16 protein-coding genes are annotated in these 23,466 nt (G+C 71.6%); 5 read left to right on the top strand and 11 right to left on the bottom strand.

Translation table 11 applies throughout. The annotated features are described in order from the left end of the window. Positions 1–182: 182 nt before the first annotated feature. The 6 genes from dcd to C8D81_RS12960 all read right to left on the bottom strand — a co-directional run bounded on the left by dcd (position 183) and on the right by C8D81_RS12960 (position 12,740). Positions 183–761, bottom strand: coding sequence for a dCTP deaminase (dcd, locus tag C8D81_RS12985; protein ID WP_094404472.1), 579 nt, complete (start codon positions 759–761; stop codon positions 183–185). A 133-nt stretch (positions 762–894) separates the two neighbouring features. Further along, positions 895–2,079, bottom strand: coding sequence for an RDD family protein (locus C8D81_RS12980; protein ID WP_166646805.1), 1,185 nt, complete (start codon positions 2,077–2,079; stop codon positions 895–897). 243 nt (positions 2,080–2,322) lie between these two features. Next, positions 2,323–4,623 (bottom strand): transglutaminase-like domain-containing protein, encoded by a 2,301-nt coding sequence (locus C8D81_RS12975; RefSeq protein ID WP_094430664.1) that lies wholly within the window; start codon positions 4,621–4,623, stop codon positions 2,323–2,325. Beyond that, positions 4,620–5,876, bottom strand: coding sequence for a DUF58 domain-containing protein (locus C8D81_RS12970; protein ID WP_094430666.1), 1,257 nt, complete (start codon positions 5,874–5,876; stop codon positions 4,620–4,622). Before C8D81_RS12970 ends, C8D81_RS12975 begins: the two co-directional genes overlap by 4 nt. Position 5,877: 1 nt before the next feature. Next, positions 5,878–6,849 carry an AAA family ATPase gene (locus C8D81_RS12965; RefSeq protein WP_094356647.1) on the bottom strand — a complete coding sequence of 324 codons (972 nt, stop codon included), beginning with the start codon at positions 6,847–6,849 and terminating at the stop codon, positions 5,878–5,880. 92 nt (positions 6,850–6,941) lie between these two features. Beyond that, on the bottom strand, positions 6,942–12,740 hold the full coding sequence (locus C8D81_RS12960) for a fibronectin type III domain-containing protein (RefSeq protein ID WP_133626183.1): 5,799 nt from the start codon (positions 12,738–12,740) through the stop codon (positions 6,942–6,944). Positions 12,741–13,015: 275 nt separating this feature from the next. Here C8D81_RS12960 and C8D81_RS12955 point away from each other — a divergent pair, with 275 nt between their 5' ends. The 3 genes from C8D81_RS12955 (at position 13,016) to C8D81_RS12945 (ending at position 15,411) form a co-directional block, all read left to right on the top strand. Further along, on the top strand, positions 13,016–13,654 hold the full coding sequence (locus C8D81_RS12955; protein ID WP_133626182.1) for a hypothetical protein: 639 nt from the start codon (positions 13,016–13,018) through the stop codon (positions 13,652–13,654). Positions 13,655–13,744: 90 nt separating this feature from the next. After that, positions 13,745–14,356 (top strand): hypothetical protein, encoded by a 612-nt coding sequence (locus C8D81_RS12950; protein WP_133626181.1) that lies wholly within the window; start codon positions 13,745–13,747, stop codon positions 14,354–14,356. Beyond that, positions 14,347–15,411, top strand: a complete 1,065-nt coding sequence (locus C8D81_RS12945) for a UbiA family prenyltransferase (protein ID WP_133626180.1) — start codon at positions 14,347–14,349, stop codon at positions 15,409–15,411. Before C8D81_RS12950 ends, C8D81_RS12945 begins: the two co-directional genes overlap by 10 nt. Here C8D81_RS12945 and C8D81_RS12940 read toward each other — a convergent pair. Next, the gene (locus C8D81_RS12940) at positions 15,399–17,276 is read right to left on the bottom strand and encodes an FHA domain-containing protein (RefSeq protein ID WP_094402524.1); all 1,878 of its coding nucleotides are present in this window, start codon (positions 17,274–17,276) and stop codon (positions 15,399–15,401) included. The two genes, C8D81_RS12945 and C8D81_RS12940, sit on opposite strands and share 13 nt — an antisense overlap. Beyond that, the gene (locus C8D81_RS12935) at positions 17,273–18,034 is read right to left on the bottom strand and encodes a PP2C family protein-serine/threonine phosphatase (RefSeq protein WP_166646804.1); all 762 of its coding nucleotides are present in this window, start codon (positions 18,032–18,034) and stop codon (positions 17,273–17,275) included. Before C8D81_RS12935 ends, C8D81_RS12940 begins: the two co-directional genes overlap by 4 nt. Positions 18,035–18,109: 75 nt before the next feature. On the opposite strand from C8D81_RS12935, the gene C8D81_RS12930 reads away from it, so the two are divergent. Beyond that, entirely contained in the window at positions 18,110–19,111 is a 1,002-nt protein-coding gene (locus C8D81_RS12930) for a glucosaminidase domain-containing protein (protein WP_166646803.1), read from the top strand. 224 nt (positions 19,112–19,335) lie between these two features. On the opposite strand, the gene C8D81_RS12925 is transcribed toward C8D81_RS12930, so the two are convergent. The 3 genes from C8D81_RS12925 to C8D81_RS12915 form a co-directional block, all read right to left on the bottom strand. Next, entirely contained in the window at positions 19,336–20,586 is a 1,251-nt protein-coding gene (locus C8D81_RS12925) for an ATP-grasp domain-containing protein (protein ID WP_094404715.1), read from the bottom strand. A 20-nt stretch (positions 20,587–20,606) separates the two neighbouring features. Next, the gene (locus C8D81_RS12920) at positions 20,607–21,629 is read right to left on the bottom strand and encodes an alpha/beta hydrolase-fold protein (RefSeq protein WP_094430684.1); all 1,023 of its coding nucleotides are present in this window, start codon (positions 21,627–21,629) and stop codon (positions 20,607–20,609) included. 93 nt (positions 21,630–21,722) lie between these two features. After that, positions 21,723–22,721 (bottom strand): bile acid:sodium symporter family protein, encoded by a 999-nt coding sequence (locus C8D81_RS12915; RefSeq protein WP_094356657.1) that lies wholly within the window; start codon positions 22,719–22,721, stop codon positions 21,723–21,725. 45 nt (positions 22,722–22,766) lie between these two features. On the opposite strand from C8D81_RS12915, the gene C8D81_RS12910 reads away from it, so the two are divergent. Then, the gene (locus tag C8D81_RS12910) at positions 22,767–23,438 is read left to right on the top strand and encodes a GntR family transcriptional regulator (protein ID WP_208109270.1); all 672 of its coding nucleotides are present in this window, start codon (positions 22,767–22,769) and stop codon (positions 23,436–23,438) included. The last annotated feature ends 28 nt before the right edge of the window (positions 23,439–23,466 follow it).

Below are 23,466 nucleotides of genomic sequence, written 5' to 3'. Positions count from 1 at the left end.
GGGGCATTGGTCGATGGCGTCGTTGCACTGGTCACAGGCGCATCTTTCTCCTGTGTCCGGGCAATGTCGAGATCTCTCACCCACTGGGCGCAGGTCACGGTCAGATTTCTGCGTACGCGCTCATCGAGTAGCGGACCGCGGCAGAGCCAAGCGGAGCCGCGGGAAGCGTGTCGAGATGGGACTCAGCGGACCTCGGTGCGGTGGAAGTTGAGGTGGGACCGGCTCGGGGTGGGGCCGCGCTGGCCCTGGTAACGCGATCCGTAGGCCTGGGAGCCGTAGGGGTGCTCGGCGGCCGAGGAGAGCTGGAAGAAGCAGAGCTGCCCGATCTTCATCCCGGGCCACAGCTTGATCGGCAGGGTCGCCATGTTGGACAGCTCGAGCGTCACATGGCCGGAGAAGCCGGGGTCGATGAAGCCGGCGGTGGAGTGGGTGAGCAGCCCGAGCCGGCCGAGGGAGGACTTGCCCTCCAGCCGGGCCGCGACGTCGTTCGGCAGGGTGACCACCTCGAAGGTGGAGCCCAGCACGAACTCACCGGGATGCAGGATGAACGGGTCGTCGCCGCTGGGCTCGACCAGGCGGGTCAGCTCGGGCTGGTCCTCGGCCGGGTCGATGTGCGGGTAGCGGTGGTTCTCGAAGACGCGGAACATCCGGTCCAGCCGGACATCCACGCTGGAGGGCTGGACCATCTCCGGCTCCCACGGAGCCAGGGCGATGTCACCGGCATCGACGCGGGCCCGGATGTCGCGGTCGGAGAGCAGCATGGCCGCAGGTTATCGCAGCGGGCGCGTTGGCTGAGCCCACCGTTCCCGGCGCAGGAACCTGCCCCTCACATCTCGACACGGCCGCCACAGCTCCGCTTCGCTGCGCATGGCGGCCTACTCGATGAGCGTGAGCTCAGCCGGCGTGGAGTTCGAGGCGCTGCTCGCCGAAGCTGACCACCGCGCCGGGGCCGAGGCGTACCTTCTCCCCCACCGGGATCCGGTTGAAACCGCCGTGCGCGGCGCGGATGCCGGAGCCGTTGCGGGAGCCGAGGTCGACCACGAACGGCCCCTGCTCGTCGACACCGACCAGCAGGTGGTTCTTCGACACCGTGCGGGTCTCGTCGTTCATCGTGACCAGTTCGGCCTGCTGGCCCTCCCGCGGGTCGGGATTGCGGCCGATCAGCACCGCGGGCCGGAGCTGGTACGCCCGGCCGTCGGCAAGGGTGACCGACCAGCTCGCGGTCGGCGCCGGGGCCGGGCCGCTGCCCTTCGGACGCAGCACAGTCTTGTCGGCATCGGCATCGGGGTCGGCGGTGGCGGTCGGCGGCTGCTCGGGGAGCATCTGCGGCGGCTGCCAACCGGACTGCCCGGCGGGCCGGTGGTCACCCCACGGCGTCTCGCCGAACTGCGGCGGGCGTGACCCGGGCACCTGCTGGATCGGCTGCCGGGGTTGCTGCGGGGGCTGGTGGGCCGGCGGGGGCGGCTGCGTCGGCGCGGGCTGATGGGGTGGTGGCTGCTGCGGCGTACCGGGCTGCTGGATGCCCAGGCCGGCGGTCCCGGTGGGCTTGAAGCTGGTGGCACCGGTCAGGTGCGCGGGCAGCGCGACGGTGTTGGTACGCGGGCCGCGGACCTCGGCGCCGCCGGTCGGGTCGCCGTGCTCGTCGCGGGCCACCTCCGGCCGGTTGATCACGATGGCACCGGCGGCACGGTCGTGCCAGCCGCGCTGATGGCTGTCCAGCACCAGGAAGATCAGCATCAGGATCAGCCCGATCCCGGTCGCCGAGAGCAGGCCGAAGACGAAGCAGCGGGCGAAGAACCGACCCCATCCGACGTGCCCACCGGTCTTCAGGTCGACCACCTCGAGTTCCAGCAGCCGCATCCCCGGGGTGGCCGCGCGTTCGGCACCGCACCACCAGACGTAGACGCCCCAGCCGAGCACCACCAGGGCGGTCAGCATGATCGCGACCAGCGACAACCGCGACCCCGGCTGGAGACGGGCCAGCGCCAACCAGCAGCCGGTGATCGCCAGCACCGGGATCACCGAATCGACCATGCAGGAAAGGAAACGCGAGAACAGCCCGCCTGGTCGGATCGCCACGGCGGGCCCCCCGGGCGCTTGGCTGACAGTCATCGCGAGCCAAATCTACCGCTCATCGAGTCGTACGCCATGCGCGGCAGTGGGGTCCTCTCGACACGGGCGCGGGGCGCCCTACTCGAGGACCGTGGAAATGGGGGTCCTCTCGACACGGGCGCGGGGCGCCCTACTCGAGGACCGGGGGGTTCGGCGCGGGGCGCCCTGCTCGAGGACCGTGTCCCTTCGTCTCGCTCGTACCTCGCTCGCTCAGGGAGCGTTTCGGCGGAGGGAGCGCAGGGAGAGGGCGGCGAGCAGGCGGCGGGGCCAGGGGCGGGAGCGGGCCATCCCGCGTACCACGTCACGGACGCCGATCCAGTATTCCTCCGCCTGCCGCACCGTCGGCGTACCGGTGCCGAAGACCGAGGCGTCGGCGCGCCAGGCGAGCTGGCCGGGGGCGCCGCGGCCGTCGCTGGCGCGGGCGAAGCGGTCGTCGAGCACGTCGGCGGCCTCGCGTCGGGTCAGCGAGGCGTGCACCGGTACGCCGAGGTCGCGGGAGCGGTCGAGCACCTCGGCCCAGCCGCCGGAGACCCGCGACACCGGACTGCGCGCCAACCGGCGGTTGCGGCGGCGGCGCAGTTTCGCACCGACGATCGCGGCGGCGGGCAGCACGAGCACCAGCAGCGGGATTCCGGCGCCGAGGAGCCAGGGCAGGTTGGCGGCCAGGTCGAACGGCCGCCGCGGCTGTTCCTGGTCCTTCGGCGGGACCGGGTCGGTCTCGTCCGGCGGCAGCTTCTCCGGCCGTTCCGGCGGCGGGGGCGGGTTCTCCACCTGCGGCCGCAGTTCACCCGGATCGGGGTTGTTGCGGGCCGGTGGCTTGCGGTTCTTCGGCGGCGACGGTTGGTAGCCCACCCAGCCGATCCCCTCGTACTTCACCTCGACCCAGGCCGACACGTCCGACCCCTTCACCGCGACCGGACCCTGCCCGCCAGCCGACGGGTCGGGCGCGAACCCATACACCACCCGCGCCGGCATCCCGGCCTCGCGCACCAGCAACGCCATCGCCACGGCGTACTGCTCCTCATCGCCGACCATCACCTCATCGGCGAACAGCCGCTCGATCCGGTACGCCGAATGGCCCGGCAGCGACGGATAGTCGGTGCCGTTGCTGTAGTAACCCTGCCGCAGCCGGCTGACGATCTGGTTCACCGCCTGCGCGTCCGAGCCGGCGCCCGCGGTCCACAGGCCGAGCCGGTCGGTGAGCTGGTCGGGCAGCGGTGCCCCGGTCGGCAGCGAGGCCTCGGCGGCGGAGGCGGCGCCGATCCGATCCGGGGTCGGGGTCTGGGGCAGCACCGCCTGCAGGGTGACCTGGTCACCGGGCCGCAGGCCGCGGGTGGTCAGCGCGGTGCCGGTGGCGCGATTCAGGAAGAAGTTCTCCTTCAGCGCGGCGCCGCGGTCGCCGGCCCCGGTGAAGGCGACGGCGGTGGTGTCGCCGACGGTCGGCACCCAGACGTCCTGGTACGCCTCGGCGGTCACCCGCACCTCGGCCGCCTGCCCGGCCGCCGGATCGCCCACCCGGTCCCCGATCCGGCGGAAGGTGCCGCCGTCGGTGGCGGCGGGGTCGTCGGAGACGTTGTAGGTGACGCCGTCCCAGACATCGAGGGTGGCGACCCGGATCCGGGCCCCGGCGGGCAGCCCGTCGACGGTCAGCACGGTCTGTTCGGCGCGGTCCACCGCGTTGGCGCGGAAGCCCTGCAGCGGGCTCGGCCAGGCGTGCACATCCAGCGGCGGCTGCACCAGATCCCGCAGCACCAACCGCGGCCCCAGCGGCTGCAGCGCCGGCAGCGCGAGCAGCGCGGACCCGCCGGCGAGCGCCAGCACCAGCGCCCCGGCGCCCAACGGCAGCAACCGGCCGACCAGATCGGGCCGGGTCACCTCATCGGCCTGCCGGAGCACACCGCGGCGGGCCCGGGCGCGCTGCAGCGCGGTCCAGACCAGCGTGACCAGCAGCAGGCCGAGCGCGATCGGGGCCGGTGTGACGGCGGTCCGCAGGCCGAACAGGATGCCGATGATCGCGGCGATCACCCAGGGCAGCCAGGCCAGCCCTTCGACCCGGCCGCGGGCCAGGCGTACCGAGAGCACGCCGGCGGCCAGCGTGGCGACCAGTGGGACGGTCAGCAGCGCCCCGGTCTCCCCGATCGGCGGGTCGACGGTCAGGGTGGATTTCCAGGCCTGCACCAGCCCGCGCAACAGCGCGGCGAGCACCTCCGGGTTGGGCAGCACCCGCAGTGTCGCGGTGCTGGGCATGGCGAGCGCGCCGCCGAAGACCAGGTACGCCAGCAGGGCGGCCAGCGCGGTGGCCCAGCCGGGCAGCCGGACGCGCAGTGCGAACAACCCGACGGCGATCCCGAGCAGCGCCCCGCCGAGCGCCGCCCGCCAGGCGGCGGGGCCATAGGTCGGGGTGAAGGTCAGCGTCGCGAAGACCGCGAGCAGCAGCATCGCGCCGACGTCGACGAGCAACGGACGCAACCCCAGCAGGCGGTTCCCCGGGCGCCAGCCCAATCGGCTCACTGCGCCACCGCCCGTCGCAGCGCGGCGCCGAGCTGCTCGAGGCCGGGCAGGTTGATCGTGGTGACCCGGCCGGCGGTCCGCACCAGCAGCGGCTCGAGCGGCGCCAGGCGGACGCCGAGTACGCGGACATCGGGGCCGAAGACAGCGGCCGCGCGGCGCAGATCGGTCGGATCGACCGCGGAGCCGGTGACCAGCCAGACCACCGAGGCACCCGGGGCGGCGCGCAGAACCCGACGGGCGAGGTCCGCGACGCCGGCTCCCCGCGTGGCTTCGACTCGCTCGTTCCTCGCTCGCTCAGCCGACGTGGTGGGGACTCGCTCAGCCGACGTGGGCGCCACGCCGCTGAGGGCGTCGAGCAGGCTGGTCCGGGTGGCAGCAGCGAGTTCGTCCTCACCGGCGACGGCGACCAGCGGGTTCTCCTCGGCGAGCGCCTCCAGGCCGAGCGAGGCGATCACCGACACCCCGTCCTCGAACTCGTCGACCCCGTCGACCTCGTCCGCAGCACCCCAGGAACCGACCGCCAGATCCAGCCCCACCGCGACCACGGAGCGTCGGGTCTCGGTGAACTGGCGGACCAGCAGCTTCTGGGCGCGGGCGCTGGAACGCCAGTGCACGTGCCGCCGGTCATCGCCGGACACGTAGTCCCGCAGGGCATGGAAGGAGACATCGGAGGTGGAGAGTTCGTCGGTGCTGTGCCCCTCCAGGTCGCGGACGAAGCCACCGCGCCGACCGGCCAACCGGACCGTGCGCGGGTGCACGAAGAGTTCCTCCGTGCCCGTCCAGGTCACGGTCCGCGCGAACAGCGAGAACGGGTCGGCGCGCACGCTGCGGGCCGGGCCGACGACCAACCGGGCGCGGCGTTCGGTGGGCAGGGTGAACACCTCGGTGTGGGTGGCGCGGCCAGCCAGTGACGGTACGCCCAGGGAGGCGGTCCGCGGGCCGACGGGCAGGTCGATCCGGCTGGGCAGGATCCGCCCGGAACTGGTGTTGCCGACCAGCAGCCGGCCCTGCGCCGGTTCGCCGACGACCACCCGATTGCCGGCCAGATCGAGCCGGATGGCGTACGCCTGCCGGCCCAGGCTGAACAGCACCGCGACCAGCAGCAGCACCGCCCCGGCGACCGCGGCGAGCCGGAACTCCAGCCAGCCCAGCAGCCACCCGGACAGACCGAGCAGCAGCACCGCGAGCAGCAACCAGCCACCGGCCGCCGTCAACCCGGTTCGGCGGCCCAGCCTGGTCAGTCGGCCCCACATCTCAGGCCTGCTTGCGCTCCGTCGGCGGCGGCACCTGGGCGAGCACCTGCTGCAGCACACCCTCACCGCTGGCGCCGTTGAACTCGGCCTCCGGGTCGAGGATCACCCGATGCGCCAGGCACGGCACGGCGAGCGCCTTCACGTCGTCGGGTACCACGAAGTGCCGGCCCTGGGAGGCGGCCCGGATCCGGGCGGCGCGGATCAGCGCCAGCCCGCCGCGGACGGACGCGCCGAGGCGTACCTCGGGAAGCTCGCGGGAGGACTCCAGCAACCGGGCCACATAGTCGAGCACCGACCCGTCGACATAGACCTGCTGGCCGAGGGTCTGCATCTCGACCACCGCGTGGGCGGCGATCACCGGCTGCAGCGGGGTGGACCGCGGCCGGGTACCGCCGGTGGCCAGGATCTGCACGGTGTGCTGACGATCCGGCGGACCGAGGGTGGTCTTCATCAGGAACCGGTCCAGCTGCGCCTCCGGCAGCCGATAGGTGCCGGCCTGCTCGATCGGGTTCTGGGTGGCGATCACCATGAACGGATCCGGCACCTGATGGGTGGTGCCGTCGACGGTGACCCGGGACTCCTCCATCACCTCCAGCAGCGCCGACTGGGTCTTCGGCGAGGCCCGGTTGATCTCGTCGGCGAGCAGGATCGAGGTGAACACCGGCCCCTTGTGGAACTCGAACTTCTGCGTCTTCTGGTCATAGATCGTCACCCCGGTGACGTCGGAGGGCAGCAGGTCGGGGGTGAACTGGATCCGGTTGTGCCCGCCCTGCACGGTCTGTGCCAGCCCGCGGGCCAGGGTGGTCTTGCCGGTCCCCGGGGCGTCCTCGAGCAGCAGATGGCCCTGGGCGAGCAGGCAGGTCACCGACAGCCGCACCGTGTCGGTCTTGCCGACGATCACCCGCTCCACATTGGCGACCAGCGAGGCGAAGGTCTCGGCGTACCAGCGCGCCTGTTCGACCGTCATCTCCATCGGGGTGCCACCTCTGTTTTCACTGGGTCGGGGTCGGGCGGGGTCCATTCTGGGGTACGCGAGGGCCGGGCGCATCCCGACTCCTCTCCAGCTCAGCGCGCGGCGGCCTGGCCGGAGCTCACCGGGCCCGTGCCGACCTCGTTGCTGGCCCGGGCCTCGATCCGGTGCACCTCACCCGGCCGGGACGCGATGCTGCGACTGCCGGCGGCGTCCACCTTCTGCCAAGGGCCGTTGTCGATCCGGATCTCGGTCTGGGTGATCGGCCGGCCGTTGGCATTCGCCTTGGTGGAGTCCCAGGACAGCCCGACCCGGCCCTGGTAACCCTGCGCCCCGACCGGTACCTGGCCGGGCGGGCCGGCCGGATTGACCCGGTTGGACACCTCGCTCCACTGGCCGCACTTCTCCCCCGAACAGGCCGCGACGAACAGCTGGTAATTGCGGCCGTTGACCGCCTTGAACGACCAGCCCCGGGTGCCCTCGGCGGCCGAGATCTGGCCCTCGGGATCGTTGTTGACCTTGACCTTCCAGCGGGTGATGTTGCCGCCGTTGGCCTGGGCGCTGAACGGCGCGGCGCGGACCACCCCGTCGCCGGCGGTGAGCTGCGGTTTCGCCGCCTGCCCGGGCGCGCCGTAGGGGGTGAACGGTTCGGTGGCGTTGCTGGGCGGGGAGTCGCCGGCCTTGTTGTGGGCGACGACGGTGAAGCTGTACGCCTGCCCGTTGGTCAGCGTGAACTGCTTGCGGGTGGTGCGGCCGGCGTCGCCGATCTTCTGCCCGTTGGCGTACACCACATAGTTGTCGATCTCGTCGCCGTTGGTGGCGGCCGGTGCCTGCCAACTGATCGTGACCTGCTGGCCGAGCACCCCACCGGAGTCGCTGGCGGTGACATTGCGCGGCGCCGACGGCGGCGCGGCCGGCTTCATCGCCTCCGACCAGGGCGAGAACTCCGAGCCGTTCGGTGCGGAGTTGAACGCCTGCACCCGGAAGCGGTAGCTGGCACCGTTGGTCAGCCCGTCCCAGACCAGTTGGGTGGTGGAACCGCTGACCTGCCGGGTCTGCAACCCGCTGGGCCCGGTGACCTGCACGACGTAACGGTTCACCGCCGACCCGCGGGTGTTCGCCGCCGCCCAGCTCAGGGTGGCCGACCTGTTGCCGAAGCGGGTGGTCGGCTGGCCCGGCGGATCGGGCCGCACATCCGGGCGTACCACCGCCGAGGCGCCGGAGGCCACCGAGTCGCCGACCTCGTTGCGGGCGGTCACGGTGAAGGTGTAGGCCACGTTGTTGGTCAGCCCGGTGACCGTGCAGGTGGTGGCCCGGCAGTCGGTGGCGCGCTGCTGGCCGTCGGCCGCGGTGGCGGTCAGCCGGTAGCCGGAGATCTTGGCACCGTTGTCGGCCGGTGCGCTCCAGGTCAGCACCGCACGCTGGTCACCGACCTCGCCGGCTCGAGGTACGCCGGGCCTGTTCGGTTTGCCGCGGACGGTCAACCGGACCCGGCCCTCGACCCGGCGGCTCGGATCCTTGGTCGCGTCCTCGACCTGGTAGCGGACCACCATCGTGCCGACGAAGTCCGCGGCCGGGGTGATCTGCACCTTGTCATCGAGCATCTGCGCCTGGCCGCTGCCGGATTCCACGGTGGCCGCGGTGAGCACCAGCGGGCCGCGGTCGGCGAACGGATTGGCGTCGTTGGCGAGCACCGGCACCGTCACCTGCTGGCCCTGATTGGCGTTCGGCACCACATCATCGAGGGCCTTGGCCCGCGGCCGGGCCGAGGACACCACGGCGACGGTGATCTCCACCGGGGTGGTGTTTCCGTTGGTGTCCTTCGCCTCGGCACGCAGCCGGGCGGTGGTCCCGGGGGCGGTGGTCAGTTCGGCACGGGCGGTGACCTTGGTGTTGGTGCTGTCCCCGCTGACCTGGATGCCGTCGGGCACCTCGCCGGTGAACTTCGACAGCACCACCTCCTCACCCTCGGGGTCGGTGACCGAGCGGCGCAGGTCGATGGTCTTCGGCTCCTCGCCGGCACCGACGGTGAGCGTCACCGGCTGGGCGATCGGCGGCTGGTTCAGCTCCTGCTTCTGCTGCTCGGCCTGCGGTTTGTCCGGGGCCTTCGGCAGCACGGTGATCGGGATCTGGATCACGGTACGCCGACCCTCGGGATCGGAGGAGTTGCGGCCGTCGGTCACCTCGAACGCGACCGCGGTGGGGCCGGGCTGGGTGGCCAGCGCGGTGAACCGCAGCTTGCGCAGATCCAGCGGCTGCAACTCGCCGCGGGTGGCCCAGATCCGGTCCTCGGAGGTCAGCGTGACGTCCTTGCCGCCGGTGCCGATCACATATTTCTCCAGCGGCAGATCCAGGCTCTCACCGGCGACGACGACCGGGTCGGGCACACCGGGGAGCCGGGCCGGGACCGAGTCGGCGCGGCCGGGGACGGTGGTCACGCCGTAGGCGGTGAGCCCGTCGGAGTCGGTGACGCCGTAGCGGATCTGCTGCATCGTCGGCCCGACCGTGACCTGGATCCGGTCGCCGACCACCCGCGGCCGCAGCTCGGCGGGTGCCTGGTCGGCGTCCGGCAGGGAGAGCTGGGCGAGTTTCAGGTCGCCGTCGGGGTCGATGTCGTTGGCGAGCACCGGGACGGCGATCTCGGTCTCCCGGGCGACCGCGGCGGCGGAGACGATGTCGTCGCGGGCGGTCGGCGGGGCGGCCGGGGCGTTCGGGTCGGAGGTGACGACGACGGTGCCGGTGGCGTCGGCGCCGCGGGTGTCGACGACCGCGTACTGGCCCTGGCTGGTACCAGGGGTGGCCGGCACACTGAGCTCGATCAGGTCTCCGCTCAGCGCGGCGTCCATCTCGCGCGGGAACTGCAAGGCCTGCTCGGCGAACCCGAACCGGTCCCCGTCGGGATCAGAGTCGTTGCCGAGCACCGGCACCCGGACCCGGCGGCCGGGCTTGGCGGTCACCTGGTCCTCCCCGGTGACCGGGGCGGTGTTGGCGGCCCCGCGGGGGACCACGCCGACGCGGATCTCGCCGACCGCGCGGGCCCCGCGGGCGTCGGTGACGGCGTAGCTGAAGGAGTCGGTGCCGCGCGAATCGGGGTACGCCTCGTATTCCAGCCAGCGTTCGCCCACGGTGACCACCCGGCCCAGCTTCGGCCCGGAATCGATGCCGATGAGGCGTACCGCATCGCCCTGCGGATCGATGCCCTGCAAGGGAACCAGGATCCGGCCGGTGGAGCCGGCGAGCACCCGGCCCTCCACCGGCCGCGGCTCCGGCGGGGTGTTCTCGACATCGTCCGCGACCACCACGAACCGGACCTGGGCGGAGGCCTCCTGGCCCTGCTCGTCGCGGATCCGGTAGACCGCGCGGTATTCACCGGGCACCTGCGGGGCGATGAAGCGGACGTTCTCCCCGTCGGTCCAGGCGACGGCCGGGCTGGGCTGTTCGGGCAGCTCGCGATCGAGGGTGAGCCGCATGCCGACCGGTGAGGTGTCGTTGGCGAGCACCGGGACGCTGACCTGGTCCCCGGCGCGGACGGTGGCCTCGTCGCCGGCGGCGATCGGCCGGGTGTCGGTGACCGCCGGTGCCGGCACCACGACCAGCGTGCCGGTGACCTGGGACTGGCCGTCGGAGACGGTGTAGGTGAGGGTGACCGGGCGCTCCGGGGTGTTCTCGGCGCTGATCGTCAGACCGCGGCGCTGCTGCATCCGCACGGTCAGCTCCGGGCTGGTGCTGACCGACTGCAGCGCGAGCACGTCACCGTCGGGATCCTCGTCGTTGGCGAGTGGGTCGACCTCGACGGTGCCGCCGGCGGGCAGCAGGGCGACATCGCGGGCGGCGATCGGTGGCCGGTTCCGGACCGCGGGTTCGGCGACGTCGACCCGGACCAGACCGGTGGCGCGCGGGCCGTTGGAGATCGTGTAACCGACGTAGTAGGTGCCGGGGGCGGGGGCGTTGAAGGTGAAGCTGCCGGCGCGGAAGTCGGGGCTGATCCGAGCACCGCGGACCTGGTCGACCGCCGACAGGGTGAGGTTGGCACCGGTGTCGTTCAGCATCGGGCGGATCACCACGTCCTCACCGGCGCTGGCGGAGACGTAGTCACCGTTGGCGACCGGGGCGACGTCGGCGGGCTTGCGGGCGTTCACCACGAGTACGCCGCGGGTGGTCGCCATCCCGTCGGAGATCTCCAGTTCGATCTCCTTGCGGCCGGGCCGGGTGCCGACGTCGGTGTAGGTCAGGGTGCCGTCGGGGGAGAAGGTGACCTCGTCATCACCGGGCGCGGTGGCCTTGACCAGGATCAGGTCGTCGCCGTCCGGGTCGGCCCAGTCCAGCAGGACGCGGCGCTCCTCGCGGCCGCCGAGCGGCACGTCGATCGGTTCGTCGCGGCCCGGCCGCAGCACCGGTGGCCGGTTCGAGGCGGCCTGATCGGCGGGCAGCACCTCCAGGGTGACCCGGGCGGTGGCCCGGCCGCCGCGGCCGTCGGAAATCGTGTAGTCGAAGGACACCTGGCGGGGGGCGTCGGCGGGCAGGGTGACCTGCAGGGTGGTGCCGCCGCGGACCAGGGCGAGCTGGCCGACCGGGATCTCCGGCGGGCCGAGCACGGTGAGGATGTCGCCGTCGGGATCGGAGTCGTTGTCCAGCACCGGCAGCACCGTGGCCCGGCCGGCGCGGGCGGAGAGCTGGTCGTCGCGGGCGGTCGGTGGCCGGTTCGCGTCACTGCGCTGCGGTGGCACCTGCTGGCTCTGCTCGGTGGTGTTGTCCTTGCCCTCGGTCGGCTTCGGCGGCACCACCTGGTCCCACTCGGAGACCTTCTTCAGGTTCTTGTCCAGCAGCCAGACCGCGCCGTTGCTGGTGTCGTTGAGAACGGCGATGTCGCGGTTGCGGCGCAGCACCAGGCTGTCGGGATCACCGGCGAAGTCAGGCAGCGGGCGTACGCCGGGTTCACCGGTGCCGCAGGCCTGCGCGATCTGCACCGGACCGGCGACAAACCCACCGTAGGCACAGCCGCCGGCGACGATCGGCCGGATCGGGGCACCGGCCGAACCGGGGACGAGTTGGCGCACCGAACCGCCGCTGACACCCTGCAGACCGGACCGGGTGGCGTACACCGCGTCGAGGGTGCGCTGCCTGGGGATCAGCCCGGTCTCGGTGATCCGGACGCGTTCGTCGTCGGCGACCGGCGGGGCGAGCAGGGCGGAGTCGGCGTCGGTGATCTGGACCGGGTTGCTGCCCTCGATCCAGAGCTGCCGGGTGGCCTGGTTGAGCACGACGGCGCGGTCACCGACCGCCGAGAGCTGTACGCCGTCGGTGACCGACAGCGGGAACGGCACCTCGACCGGCTTCTCATCGAGTCCGGGCCGGACCAGTTCACCGCGTTCCAGGGAGAGGCCGATGGCCTGTCCGGCCGTGGTGACCGTGGCGGTCCCGCCGGGGCCGAGGTCGACATCGGAGCGGGACTTGATGGTGTCGACGGCGAAGATGCCCGACAGCGGCCGGGCCCACATCCGGCCGTTGGTGGGGTTGACGATCGCGACGGTCTCGTTGCCGAGGGCGACGGTGGCGTTGGCGGGCACGATCATCGGCGTACCGAGACGGGACTGGGCGGCGTCGATGGCCTGCAGCTGGTTGGCGTCCCGGTCCCGGCTGAGCGCGTTGCGGCCGTCCTGGAGCACGTCGAAGTCGCGGTTCACCATCGACACCGAGGTGGCGAAGCGGTCGATCTCGTGGTTCAGCCGGCCGATCAGCGCGCGGGCGGAGTTGGTGACCAGCACCGAGCCGTCGTTGAGGCGGACCTCGGCGGCGGGTGAGCTGGGCACGATCACCGCGGCGGCCACCAGGGCCAGGCCGAGCAGGCCGACGATCAGGGCCGGGAGTCGGCGGAGCCCCGGGCGTACCCGCATGCTCACTCCCCTCGCCCGACTCGGGCCGGTATCGGCCGGGCGCAGCGCACCCGACGGCATGCTACGGGGCGGAGGTGGCAGCGGAGCCACCCGTCGAAGCGGTGTGAGTCTGGTCACAACTGGCGGGGAATCGGAACAAATCCCGACTGTCTGCTGAGAACCAGTTGAGAATCTCCCCTACCTGTGTTTAGCCTGTGAACACCATGACACTCGGGGGTCGTGGCACGGCCTCCAACGTGCTCACGCCCAAAGATCACCTTGAAAGAGGCCACCACGTGACCACCCACAGCAAGCGCGTAGCCGCTGCCGCTCTGTCCGTCGCCCTCGGCTTTGGCGGCGCCGCTGCCATCGCGACCGGTGCCAACGCGGCTCCGACTGCCACCGCCACGCCGACGAAGAGCCCGACCGCGAAGCCCGGCAACCCCAAGCAGCTCATCGCCACCGAGTTCCGCGATGAGGCCGGCAAGGACGGCACCGTCCCGACCTACCAGCGTCTCTACGACTCCAGCACCACCCTGGATTCGCGCGGCACCCTCTACACCGAGGCCGGCGCGCCGCTGGCGAACCGCACCATTGCGATCTACGACTACAGCACGGGCAAGCGCGGCAAGATGCTCGGCGCCGGCACCACCGACGCCAACGGCAAGTTCGCCTTCTCCGTGCCGCTGCCCTCGGGCTGGAGCGACAACCCGAACTTCAACGTGGAGCTGGCCTACGACGACACCTCCGGCGTCTACGAGTCCGCGGCCCTGTACCTGAAGCCGCAGTCCTCGGGCACCGCGACCCCGACCAAGTCGCCGACCGCGACCAAGACCGCGACCAAGTCGCCGACCAAGGCGCCGTCGACCACCAAGAAGCCGACCGCCCCGCCGACCAAGGACACCACCGGCGGCCTGGCCAAGACCGGCAACTGAGCAGCAACCGCTGATCAAGCGCCCAGCGGCCCCCACCTTTCGTAGGGTGGGGGCCGCTTCGCGTTTCCGGCCGCGATCGAAAGGGCACCGATGGAGTTGCTGCTGATCACCCAGGTCCTGCCGTCGGTGGTGCTGCTCGTCGGCTATCTGCTGCTGGCCCGCAGCACCCGCGCGGCCTGGGAAAGTGCCAGGCAGGTGCTCGTCCGGGACGGGCCGGGCGTCCAACTGCTGGAGGAGATGCAGCACCGTCGCCGGCGGGCACAGGTGCGGGCGGGGCTGAGCACCGCCGCCATCCTGATCGTCGCACTGATCGCGCTGCCCCTGCTGGCCAGCCTGCTCGCGGCCCGCCAGGACCACGGGGCGCTGACCGTCACCGACGCGTTCCGCCGCGGCATCGGCGATCTGCCGTTCGTATTCGTCCTGCTCTACGGATTGTCGATCCTCACCGCGCTGCTGGTGACCACGCTGATCGTTGGCGGACTGTTCGGCCTGCGGGCGGGGCAACGGGTGCTCCGCACCGCCGGCCATCAGGGCCCCGCCGCCGAACTGGGCTCCGGCTGGGGGCGATCGGCGGTCCTGCTGTTCGGTATCGCCGGTGCCGCGCTCTCGCTGTTCTTCGGCGCCGCCGTCTTCGCGCTCGCCTTCAGCTCCGCGGCGAGCTCGATCGCCTGCGCCCAACCGGGAGGCTCGAAATGCTACTGACCCCGGTGACCGGCGCCCGCCGCGAATCCGCACTGACCGCGGCCCTGTCGGGCGTACGCACCGCCGCCGACCTGCTCCGCCAACTGATCCGGCCGAGCACCGCGGTGCTGATCCTCGCCCAGGGCGGGTTCCTGCTCAGCCTGTTCGCACCCACCAGGGTCGCGGTGCTGCCGATGGCCGCGGCGATCCTGGCGCTGCTCTGCTGGTACGCCCACGCGGTCGCGGTGAACGACCTGACCGACCTGGACACCGACCGGATCAACTTCGCCGACCATCCCCAGGCCGACCAGCGGCCGCTGGTGAACGGCACCACGACCCGGCGGCAGCTGATCGCGGTGACGATCGTGCTGGCCGCCGGGCTGACGGCGCTGACCGCGCTGGTCTCACCGTGGCTGCTGCTGGCCCTGCCGCCGATGCTGGCGCTCAACCACGGCTATTCGGTACGCCCGGTGCGGCTGACCGGGCGCGGCGGGATCGCCCAGGCGGTGCTGCCGGTGGGTTATGTGCTGGTGCCGGCGACCTATGCCTGGGCGCTGGCCGGATTCCCGCGGCCGAGCGTCGCGGCGCTGGTGACGATCGCCGGACTGTATGCGATGTTCGCCGGCCGGTTGATGCTCAAGGATCTGCGCGATGTCCGCGGCGACGAGACCGTCGGCAAACGGACCTTCGTGCTGCGGCACGGGCTGCGCACGACGCTGCTGGTCTCGGCAGCACTGCTCGGCGTCGGGCTGCTGGTGATGCTGGCCGGGTTGTTCGCGGCCTACCGCTCCGCCTGGCTGCTGATCCCGGTCGCCGCGCTGAGCGCCGCCGCTGCGGCGTACGGATTGTGGCGGATCACCGACGAGCCGGAGATCCGGCGCCAGCTGCTGTGGGCGGCCATTGTCGGGCGGTCGGCCACCGGTTGGCTCTTCGGCGCGCTGCTGGTCACCGCCGTACCGGGCCTGCCGGTGTGGCAGACCGCGGCGTTGCTCGTGCTCGGCGGCGCGATGTTCACCGCCGGCGGCGCGATCATCGGCGCCGAGCTCGGCCGTGGGGGACCCGATCAGGGTGCGTGATCGACCAGGATCGTCACCCCGTCGCCGAGGTCGAGGACGCAACCGGGATAGACCGGCACCGGTTCGCCCGGAGTGAGTCGTTCCGGTTCCGGGTGGCCGGGGCGGATCAGCGCGGTGCCGTTGGTCGAGTGCAGATCGGTCGCCAGCAGATCCCAGCCCTCGGGGCTGACCTGGACGTGGGTCCGGGAGATGTCGTGGCTCGGGCTGGGCACCGTGAGCAGCCGCGGCAGGCGTTCCCGGGCGACCCGATTGGCCTGCGGGGAACGGCCGATCAGCACGGTCCGGTCGACCTCCACCGGCTGCCCGTGGCTCGGCTTGAGCAACGCCATCACCGGTCGCTGCACCAGATGCTGCGGCCCCTGGACGGGGTTGCCGCAGCGGCGGCAGCGCTGCGCCTCGGGCGGGTTCGGGTGACCCTGGGTGCAGTTCACCGCCAGCACCAGCGACTCCCCATCGGCGCCGTCACCGCCACCATAGGGATCGGACTGCTGCGGGGGCTGCTGGGGCTGCTGCCCCGGTCCCTGCGGGCCCGGCCGTCCCTGGCCCGGCCCCTGCGGACCGGGCTGCCCGGCGTACTGCTGCTGCCCCACGAAACCCTGCGGATAGGGCTGCTGACCACCCGGTTGCTGGCCGCCCGGCTGTTGCTGCGGTGCGAACCCCGGCGGGTAGGGCTGGTTCTGCTGGTTCTGCCCCTGCGGGACGCCGTACGCCGGCTGCCCCGGCCCCTGCTGTTGACCGGGCTGCGGATAACCCGGCGGGTACCCGGGCTGCTGGCCACCGGGACCCTGCTGGCCGGGCTGATTGGGCCCCTGCTGACCGGGCTGCCCGGGCTGGCCCTGGTAACCCTGCGGTCCCTGGCCGCCCTGCGGCGTACCGAACCCCTGCCCGTAGGGTGCCGGGGCCGGCGGCTGCGGAACGTTCGGCGCCGGCGGCGCCGGGGGCGGTTGCTGCCCGGCGAATCCGGCTCCGGCCGCCCCGGCCGCGGCCCCCAGACCGGCAGCGGCCGCACCGGCCGCCAGGCCACCACCCGCACCGGCGGCACCCGCGGTGTCGCGGCCGAATCCCGGCACGGCGTTGATCGCCGGTTTCTCCTCCTGCTGCTGGCCCCGGCCGGCACCCGATCCGACCGCGCTCGAACCGGCCGGCTCGGCGGCGGACGCGGCCGGCGCCGAGTCCGGCTCCATGTCCAGGGTGCGGTCGGCCGACGGTTCCCGGCTGCCGGAGAACAGGCTGGCGACCAGCTGCTCCGGGGACCGGTCGGCGCCATCGCCGACCTCGTCGGTGCTCATCAACTCCGTCTTCGGGCCGCCCTCCTGGGCATCCGACCCGTCCCCGGTCCGCGCGGCGGCGGTTCCACCGACCGCCGGCGCCGGGACGGCCACCTGCGGGCTGCTGACCTTCGCGTCGTCGGTGGCGTCGAGCTGGATCACCGAGGCGGTGACCGCACCGACCACCAGCGGGAGCTGCAGCAACTCGTCCTGGTCGACCTCCTCCATCGCGATCTGCACCTGGCGGACATCGCCCAGACCGGCCTCGGACCAGGTGCGTACCCCGGCACCGTTGGCGACGACGTCACCGGAGGCCAGGTCGACGACCTTGATCTTGCCGCGGACCAACGAGCGCAACTGCCCCTCGGCCCAGAAGAAGGCGCCGAAGCTCGGCATCTGATCGACCTTGAAGGCGGCGAACTTCTCCACCAGATCGTCGATCGAATCGGCGGCGACCACCACATCCCAGAAACTGTTGACCATGGCGGACGCCCGGGCGGGGGCGGGTTGCATGATCACCAGCGAGGTGGGTCCGCCGAGCACCACCCACCGTCCGGGAGTGTAGGTCGCCCGCCAGAGGCCGATCTGCTCGCTCATCCAAACTCCCGTCCCGATTCCGGTGTGCCATTCGGCTGTGAGTGCACGTCGACAACGATAATCGACACATTGTCACGGGCCCCCGCACCCAATGCCAGCTCCAGCAGCCGGCGTACCGCATCCTCGGCCTCGTTCTCGGCGCAGGCGATCGCCGCGACCTCGGCCAGCGGGGCGTCGCGGAGCAGCCCGTCGGAGCAGAGCAGCAGCCGGTCCCCGTTCACCATCGGCACCAGCCAGTAGTCCGGCCGGAACTGGTCCGCCGCACCGACCGCACGGGTGATCACGTGCCGATCCGGGTGCCGCTCGGCCTCCTCGGCGGTGATCACCCCGGCCTCGATCAGCTCCTGCACGTGCGAGTGGTCGACGCTCACCTGGGCCAGATGGCGACCGGTGCCGGTGATCCGATAGACGCGGGAGTCGCCGATGTTGAAGATGATCCAGTACGCCACCTCGCCCATCCGCATGCCGATCGCGCCGCAGGCGGTGGTGGCCGAGTCGTGGTGGTCGCGGCGCTGGGCCGCCAGCACCGCCTCGTGCGCCCGGGTCAGGGTCTCGGCGACCAGCTCCGGCGCGACCCCGTGCCGATCAACCAGCCCGGCGAACTCCTGCACGACCATGCCGCTGGCGATGTCGCCGCGGTTGGAGCCGGAGATGCCGTCGGCGACCACGAAGACGGGGCTGGCGGCGAGAATGCTGTCCTCGTTGACCGGCTTCACCACCCCGCGATGGGTGACCGCCGCATAGTCGAGGATGTCCACGCGAGGTGAGTCTAGGGGGCCGACGGCCCGTCGCGGGGCTTTCCGGCTGGTACGCCGCAGGTAGGCTCGGTGCTCGTGCCCCAGACCTCCCCCCGTCGTCGCCCGCGCTGGGGATGTCTGATCGCGCTGCTGCTGGCGCTGACCCTGCTGATCACCGGGGTCGTGCTCGCGCTGAACTGGCGGACCGACCAGCAGACCAGCCTGCGCGCCGGGGACACCGGGCTGCGGGTGACCGCGCTGCAGTACCTGCTCGTCGATGCCGGCAACGACGTCAGCGTCACCGGCAACTTCGCCACCCAGACCACGGCCGCGCTGCGGGCGTACCAGCAGGGCAACGGGTTGCGCGTCGACGGCATCGCCCACGCCGACACGCTGAGCGCACTGGGTGGCGAACCGGTCGGCACCGACGCGCCCTACCAGCGGCGGTTCCGGGTGAAGGCCGCGCAGACGCTGCTCGGGCTGCAGGGTCAGCCGGTACCGGTGCAGGGTGACTTCGACCAGGCCACCGAGCAGGCGGTCCGCGCACTGCAGGACGCGCGCGGACTGACGGTCAGCGGGACCGTCGACCAGGCGACCTGGGAGACCCTGATGACCGGTCCGCGGACCGGCCCGGCGGTCAGCGAGGCCGACCAGTTCTTCGAGGCGCTGGCCCCGCAGGCCCGCGCCACCCAGGCCGAGTTCGGCGTACCGGCGGCGGTCAGCATGGCGCAGTCGGCGCAGGAGACGGGCTATGGGCATTCGGCGCCCGGCAACAACTACTACGGGATCAAGTGTTTCCGGCAGGTACGCTCCCCGGTCAGCTTCGACTGTGCGGACCGGCCCACCACCGAGTGGGTGAACGGCAAGCAGGTGCCGGCCACCGAGAGCTTCCGCAGCTATGCCTCGATGGCCGACTCCGCGCGGGACTACGGTGCCTTCCTGCGCGCCAACTCCCGCTACGCCCCCGCCTTCACCCGCACCAACGACCCCGACGGTTTCGCCCGCGCCCTGCAGGCCGCCGGGTACGCGACCGACCCCACCTACGCGGATTCCTTGATCAACATCATGCAGGCGCGAAACCTGTACCAGTACGACTAGTTGTCGGCTCGCGCCCCGCGCCCGATCCCCGCTCATCGAGTCGCGAGCCATGCGGAAGGCAGCGCCCCTCTTTCACGTTCATCGAGTAGCGAGCCATGCGGAGCGCAGCGGAGCAATGGATCGCGTGTCGAGATGAACCCGCAACCCCCTCATCTCGACACGGTCGCTGCGCGACCTACTCGATGAGCGGATGAGGTCCCTGCGCGACCTGCTCGATGAGCGGATCAGCTCGCCGGCCGGGCCTCTTGATCATGGACCCAGGCACTCACCAGACCCCGGAAATGATCAAGAAATTTGGGCCACTCGTGCTCGGGATAGGTGCTGCGTACCGTCTCCACCAGGATCCGGTCGAAACCGGGGCTGGCGAACCAGTCGTGCACGGCTTCGGGCAGGTGGGCCAGGTGCTGGTCGCACCAGGTCCAGTAGCGGTCGGCGTCGAGCTGCGCGTCGGCGAGCTCCAGATAGGCCTCGAGCTTCGCCGAGTAGTCCAGCGCCGGATCGTCGGCGATCTTGAAATAGTCGTCGGTGTGCAGGTCTACGCTGGCCCTCCGCCCGGAGACCAGGCAGTAGGCCGACCAGCGCAGCAGCGCGGTCATCGCCCACGGGAAGTAGTAGTGCAGGCTGGTCACCGCCACATCGGGGCAGGCGTTGGCGTAGTCGATCGGATAGACCTCGTCGCCGGCGACCAGCATCTCCGCGGAGTTGAACTCCCAGCCGAAGAAGGCGTTCACGATCCGGCTGATCGCGGCGACCTCGTGCCCGGCCTTCGCGGACAGGAACTGGTGGTTGACCTGGTACCGCTCGTGCATCGGGTTCTCGGGCCGGAAGTCCATCACCATCGTCTCCGGCCCGATGGACAGCGCCCGGGCGAAGACGTCGTAGTCGACGGTGGCCTGCAGGTGCATCAGCATCTCACCGGAGGCGTCGTACGCCCGGTGCAGGTCGTCGCGGTTGTCGACCCGGGACACGCCGCGCCAACCGCCACCGTCGAAGGGCTTCATGTAGAGCGGATAACCAAGATCATCGGCGATCTGATCAAGGTCGAAGGGCAGGTTGTACTTCGCCGAGGTGTAGGCCCAGCGCACGTTGTCGACCGGGTTCTTGTAGGGCACCAGGATCGTCCGCGGCACCTTCAGCCCGAGCCGCAGCATCGCGCAGTAGGCGCTGTGCTTCTCCATCGCCTGAAAGGTGAACGGGCTGTTCAGCAGGTAGGTGCCGTTCATCAGCGATGCCTTCTTCAACCACTCCCGCGGCACGTAGTACCAGTGCGCCAGTCGGTCGATGACCAGATCGGTGCGCACCGGCTGGGTGAGGTCGAAGGGTTCGATGGTGAGCCGCTCGGATTCGATCCGGTGGCGTACGCCGTCCGCGCCGGTCAGCGGGCCGAGCTTGGGCAGCAGCGCCTCGAACGCCTGCGGCCAGTCCTCCTCCGCTCCGAGCAGTAGGCCGATCAGGTGGTGCCGTTCGGTAGTCATCGTTGCCTCCTGGGCCATGTCTAGCAGCCCCAGGCGGTCGCCAACAGTTCCCGCAGGTGCGGGTCGAACAGGTCGCGCCAGCAACTGGTGGTGTGCCCCTGCCGGGCGGTCCCCCAGCCGACACCCCGGTCGCCACCCGCACCGAGCCCGCGCAACCGATCGCGGAGCAGCTCGTTGTTGGCCAGGTTCTCCTCCGCGGTGCCGCAGACCATCGTCACCGCACCCAGATCCGGCAGGGCCTCGGCCGCGGCGATCTCGGCGGTGAACCCGGCGATCCGCGGGAAGTGGGCGTACCCCTGTTCACCCGGATCGGTGTCGGGGCTGAAGAAGGACCCCGAGGCCAGCCAGAGACCGGCGAAGGTGCCGGGGTGGCGCCAGGCGGCGTGCAGCGCGGCCAGCGCACCGAGGCTGGCGCCGGCGAGCACCGGTTTCCGACTGCTCGGCCAGCGCTGCCGCAGCACCCCGACGGCCTCCGCGAGCACGGCGGCGTACGCCTCATCGGCGCTGTAGCGCTGGTCGCGGTCCGGGCCCGGGTCGAGCAGCACGACCCGAAGTGGGTGACCGAGCGTGCCGACGAAGCGGGTGAGCGCGGCATGGGCCGCGAGCTCCGGCCCGTCGTGCACCAGCAGCATCGGCAGGTCGTCACCGGGGCGGCTGCTCGCCGGGGACCAGACGCGGGCGGTCAGCTCGCCGGCCGCGGTGTCACTCAGCCCCCAGTGCTCCAGGTGCTGGGCCGGTTCCTCGGCCGCCAGCCAGGCCGGTTCGGCGTACGCCCCGATCGGCAGCCAGGAGCTCGGCCCGAAGCTCCCGCCGGCGACCCGCGGATTGCCCGGATCGGGGATGGTCTGCTCGGCCCCGGCGGCATCGGTGACCCGCAGCGTGTAGTCGAGCCGGTCCAGCGGCGGTGTCGGCATCCGCAGCGCCCAGCCGGTCCGGATGCGCCGGAAGCGGGTCGGCAGGTCGAGGTCCAGGTGGTACGCCAGCTCGACGCGTCGCCAGCTGCGTTCGGGGTCGGGCACGCTGAGCCGCAGTTCGTCGGTCACCGGTCCAAAGCTACGGTGCCGCCACCCCGCTCATCGAGTAGGCCGCCATGCGTAGCGAAGCGGAGCAATGGCGGCCGTGTCGAGATGAAAGGGCTATTTCTCGACCCCCGCGCGTACCGGCTCCTCGGGCAGCTTGGACCAGCGGCGCGCCAGCTGGGCGCAGACGATCAGTTGCAACTGGTGGAACAGCATCAGCGGCAGCACCATGATGCCGACCTGGTCGGCGGGGAAGAGCACCTTGGCCATCGGCAGCCCCGACGCCATCGACTTCTTCGAACCGGCGAAGACGATCGCGATCCGGTCCGGCCAGGAGAAGCCGAGGGCCTTGCTGATCAGCATGGTGGCGGTCATCACCGCGGCCAGCAGGATCCCGTTGACGACCAGCAGGGCGAGCAGCTGCCAGCCGGAGATCCGCGACCACATGTCTTCCCGCATGCCGGCACTGAAGGCGGTGTAGACGACCAGCAGGATCGCCAACCGGTCGGTCTTGGAGATGATCTTCTTGTTCCTGGTCAGGAATCCCTTGAGCGGCTTGTGCAGCAGCTGACCGACCGCGAAGGGCAGCACCAGTTGCAGCAGCAGCTTCCAGACGGTGTCCAGGCTGATCGTGGTGTGCGCCCCCATCAGCAGCGCCACCAGCAGTGGGGTGATCAGCACACCGAGCAGATTCGAGAACGAGGCCGCACAGATCGAGGCGGCGACATTGCCCCGGGCCATCGAGGTGAACGCGACCGAGGACTGCACGGTGGAGGGCAGCAGCGACAGGAAGAGCAGGCCGCCGGCCAGCGTCGGGGAGAGCAGCGGGCTGGTCGCGGTGGACAGCACCCAGCCGACGATCGGGAAGAGCACGAAGGTGAAGCCGAGCACCAGCAGGTGCAGCCGCCAGTGCCGGAAGCCGTCGCGGGTCTCCTCGGTGGACAGCCGCGCGCCGTAGAGGAAGAACAGGAACATCACCGCGATGTCGGCGGCCCACTCGGTGGGTGCGACGGCGGCCCCGCGGGCGGGGAGCACCGCGGCCAGCAGCACCACACCGAGCAGCACCAGCACATAGGGGTCGAGCCATCGGGTGATGGCGGCGAACACCTTCTTCATCAGACCTCCTGCCAACACTCGGCCGTGCGGTATACCGTGTACAGCGTGGAGCGTTCTTCGGCGGCGATCAACCTGGGAGCCGCCCACATCCCGCTGCGGACCCAGGTCGCGGACGAGCTGCGGCGCCGGATCACCGATCGGGAGCTGGCACCCGGCGCACGGCTGGTGGAGCACCAGTTGGCCGAGCAGCTCGGCGTCTCCCGCAATCCGGTCCGCGAGGCGATCCGGGTGCTGGAGAGCGAGGGCTTCGTCGTCACCGTACCGCGCCGGGGTGTGGTGGTCGCCACCCTGGATGCGCAGAGTGTGACCGACCTGTTCCAGGTACGCGCGGGCCTGGAGGGGATGGCGGCCGAGCTGGCCGCCGGCCGGGTCGCCGCCGGTGAGGTCACCGTCGATGCGCTGCAGGGGGTGCTGGCCGAGGCCCGGCTGGCCACCGAGTCGGGTGATGTCACCTCGGTGGGCCGGTTGAACTCCGAGTTCCACGCCGGAATCGTCGCCCTGACAGGGAATCTGCTGCTCACCGAGATGGTCCGGCCGGTGATGTGGCGGGTCCGCTGGGTGTTCCGGCTGAGTGCCGAGGAGCGCGCCCCGCACTCCTGGACCGAGCACCTCGGGCTGCTCGAGGCGCTCACCGCCGGTGACCCGGAGGCCGCCCGGCGGCTGGCCATCGAGCATGTGCAGAAGGCCGAGCGGGCGGCCCTGCTGGCGATCGGCTGACCGGCCCGCCGGCCGGTGCGCTCCGGAC

Origin of the sequence: Enemella evansiae (assembly GCF_004362375.1) — a bacterium.
GTDB classification, from domain to species: Bacteria; Actinomycetota; Actinomycetes; order Propionibacteriales; family Propionibacteriaceae; genus Enemella; species Enemella evansiae.
The sequence above is the reverse complement of the archived record's forward strand: the minus strand, read 5'-3'. Positions and strand labels throughout refer to the sequence as shown.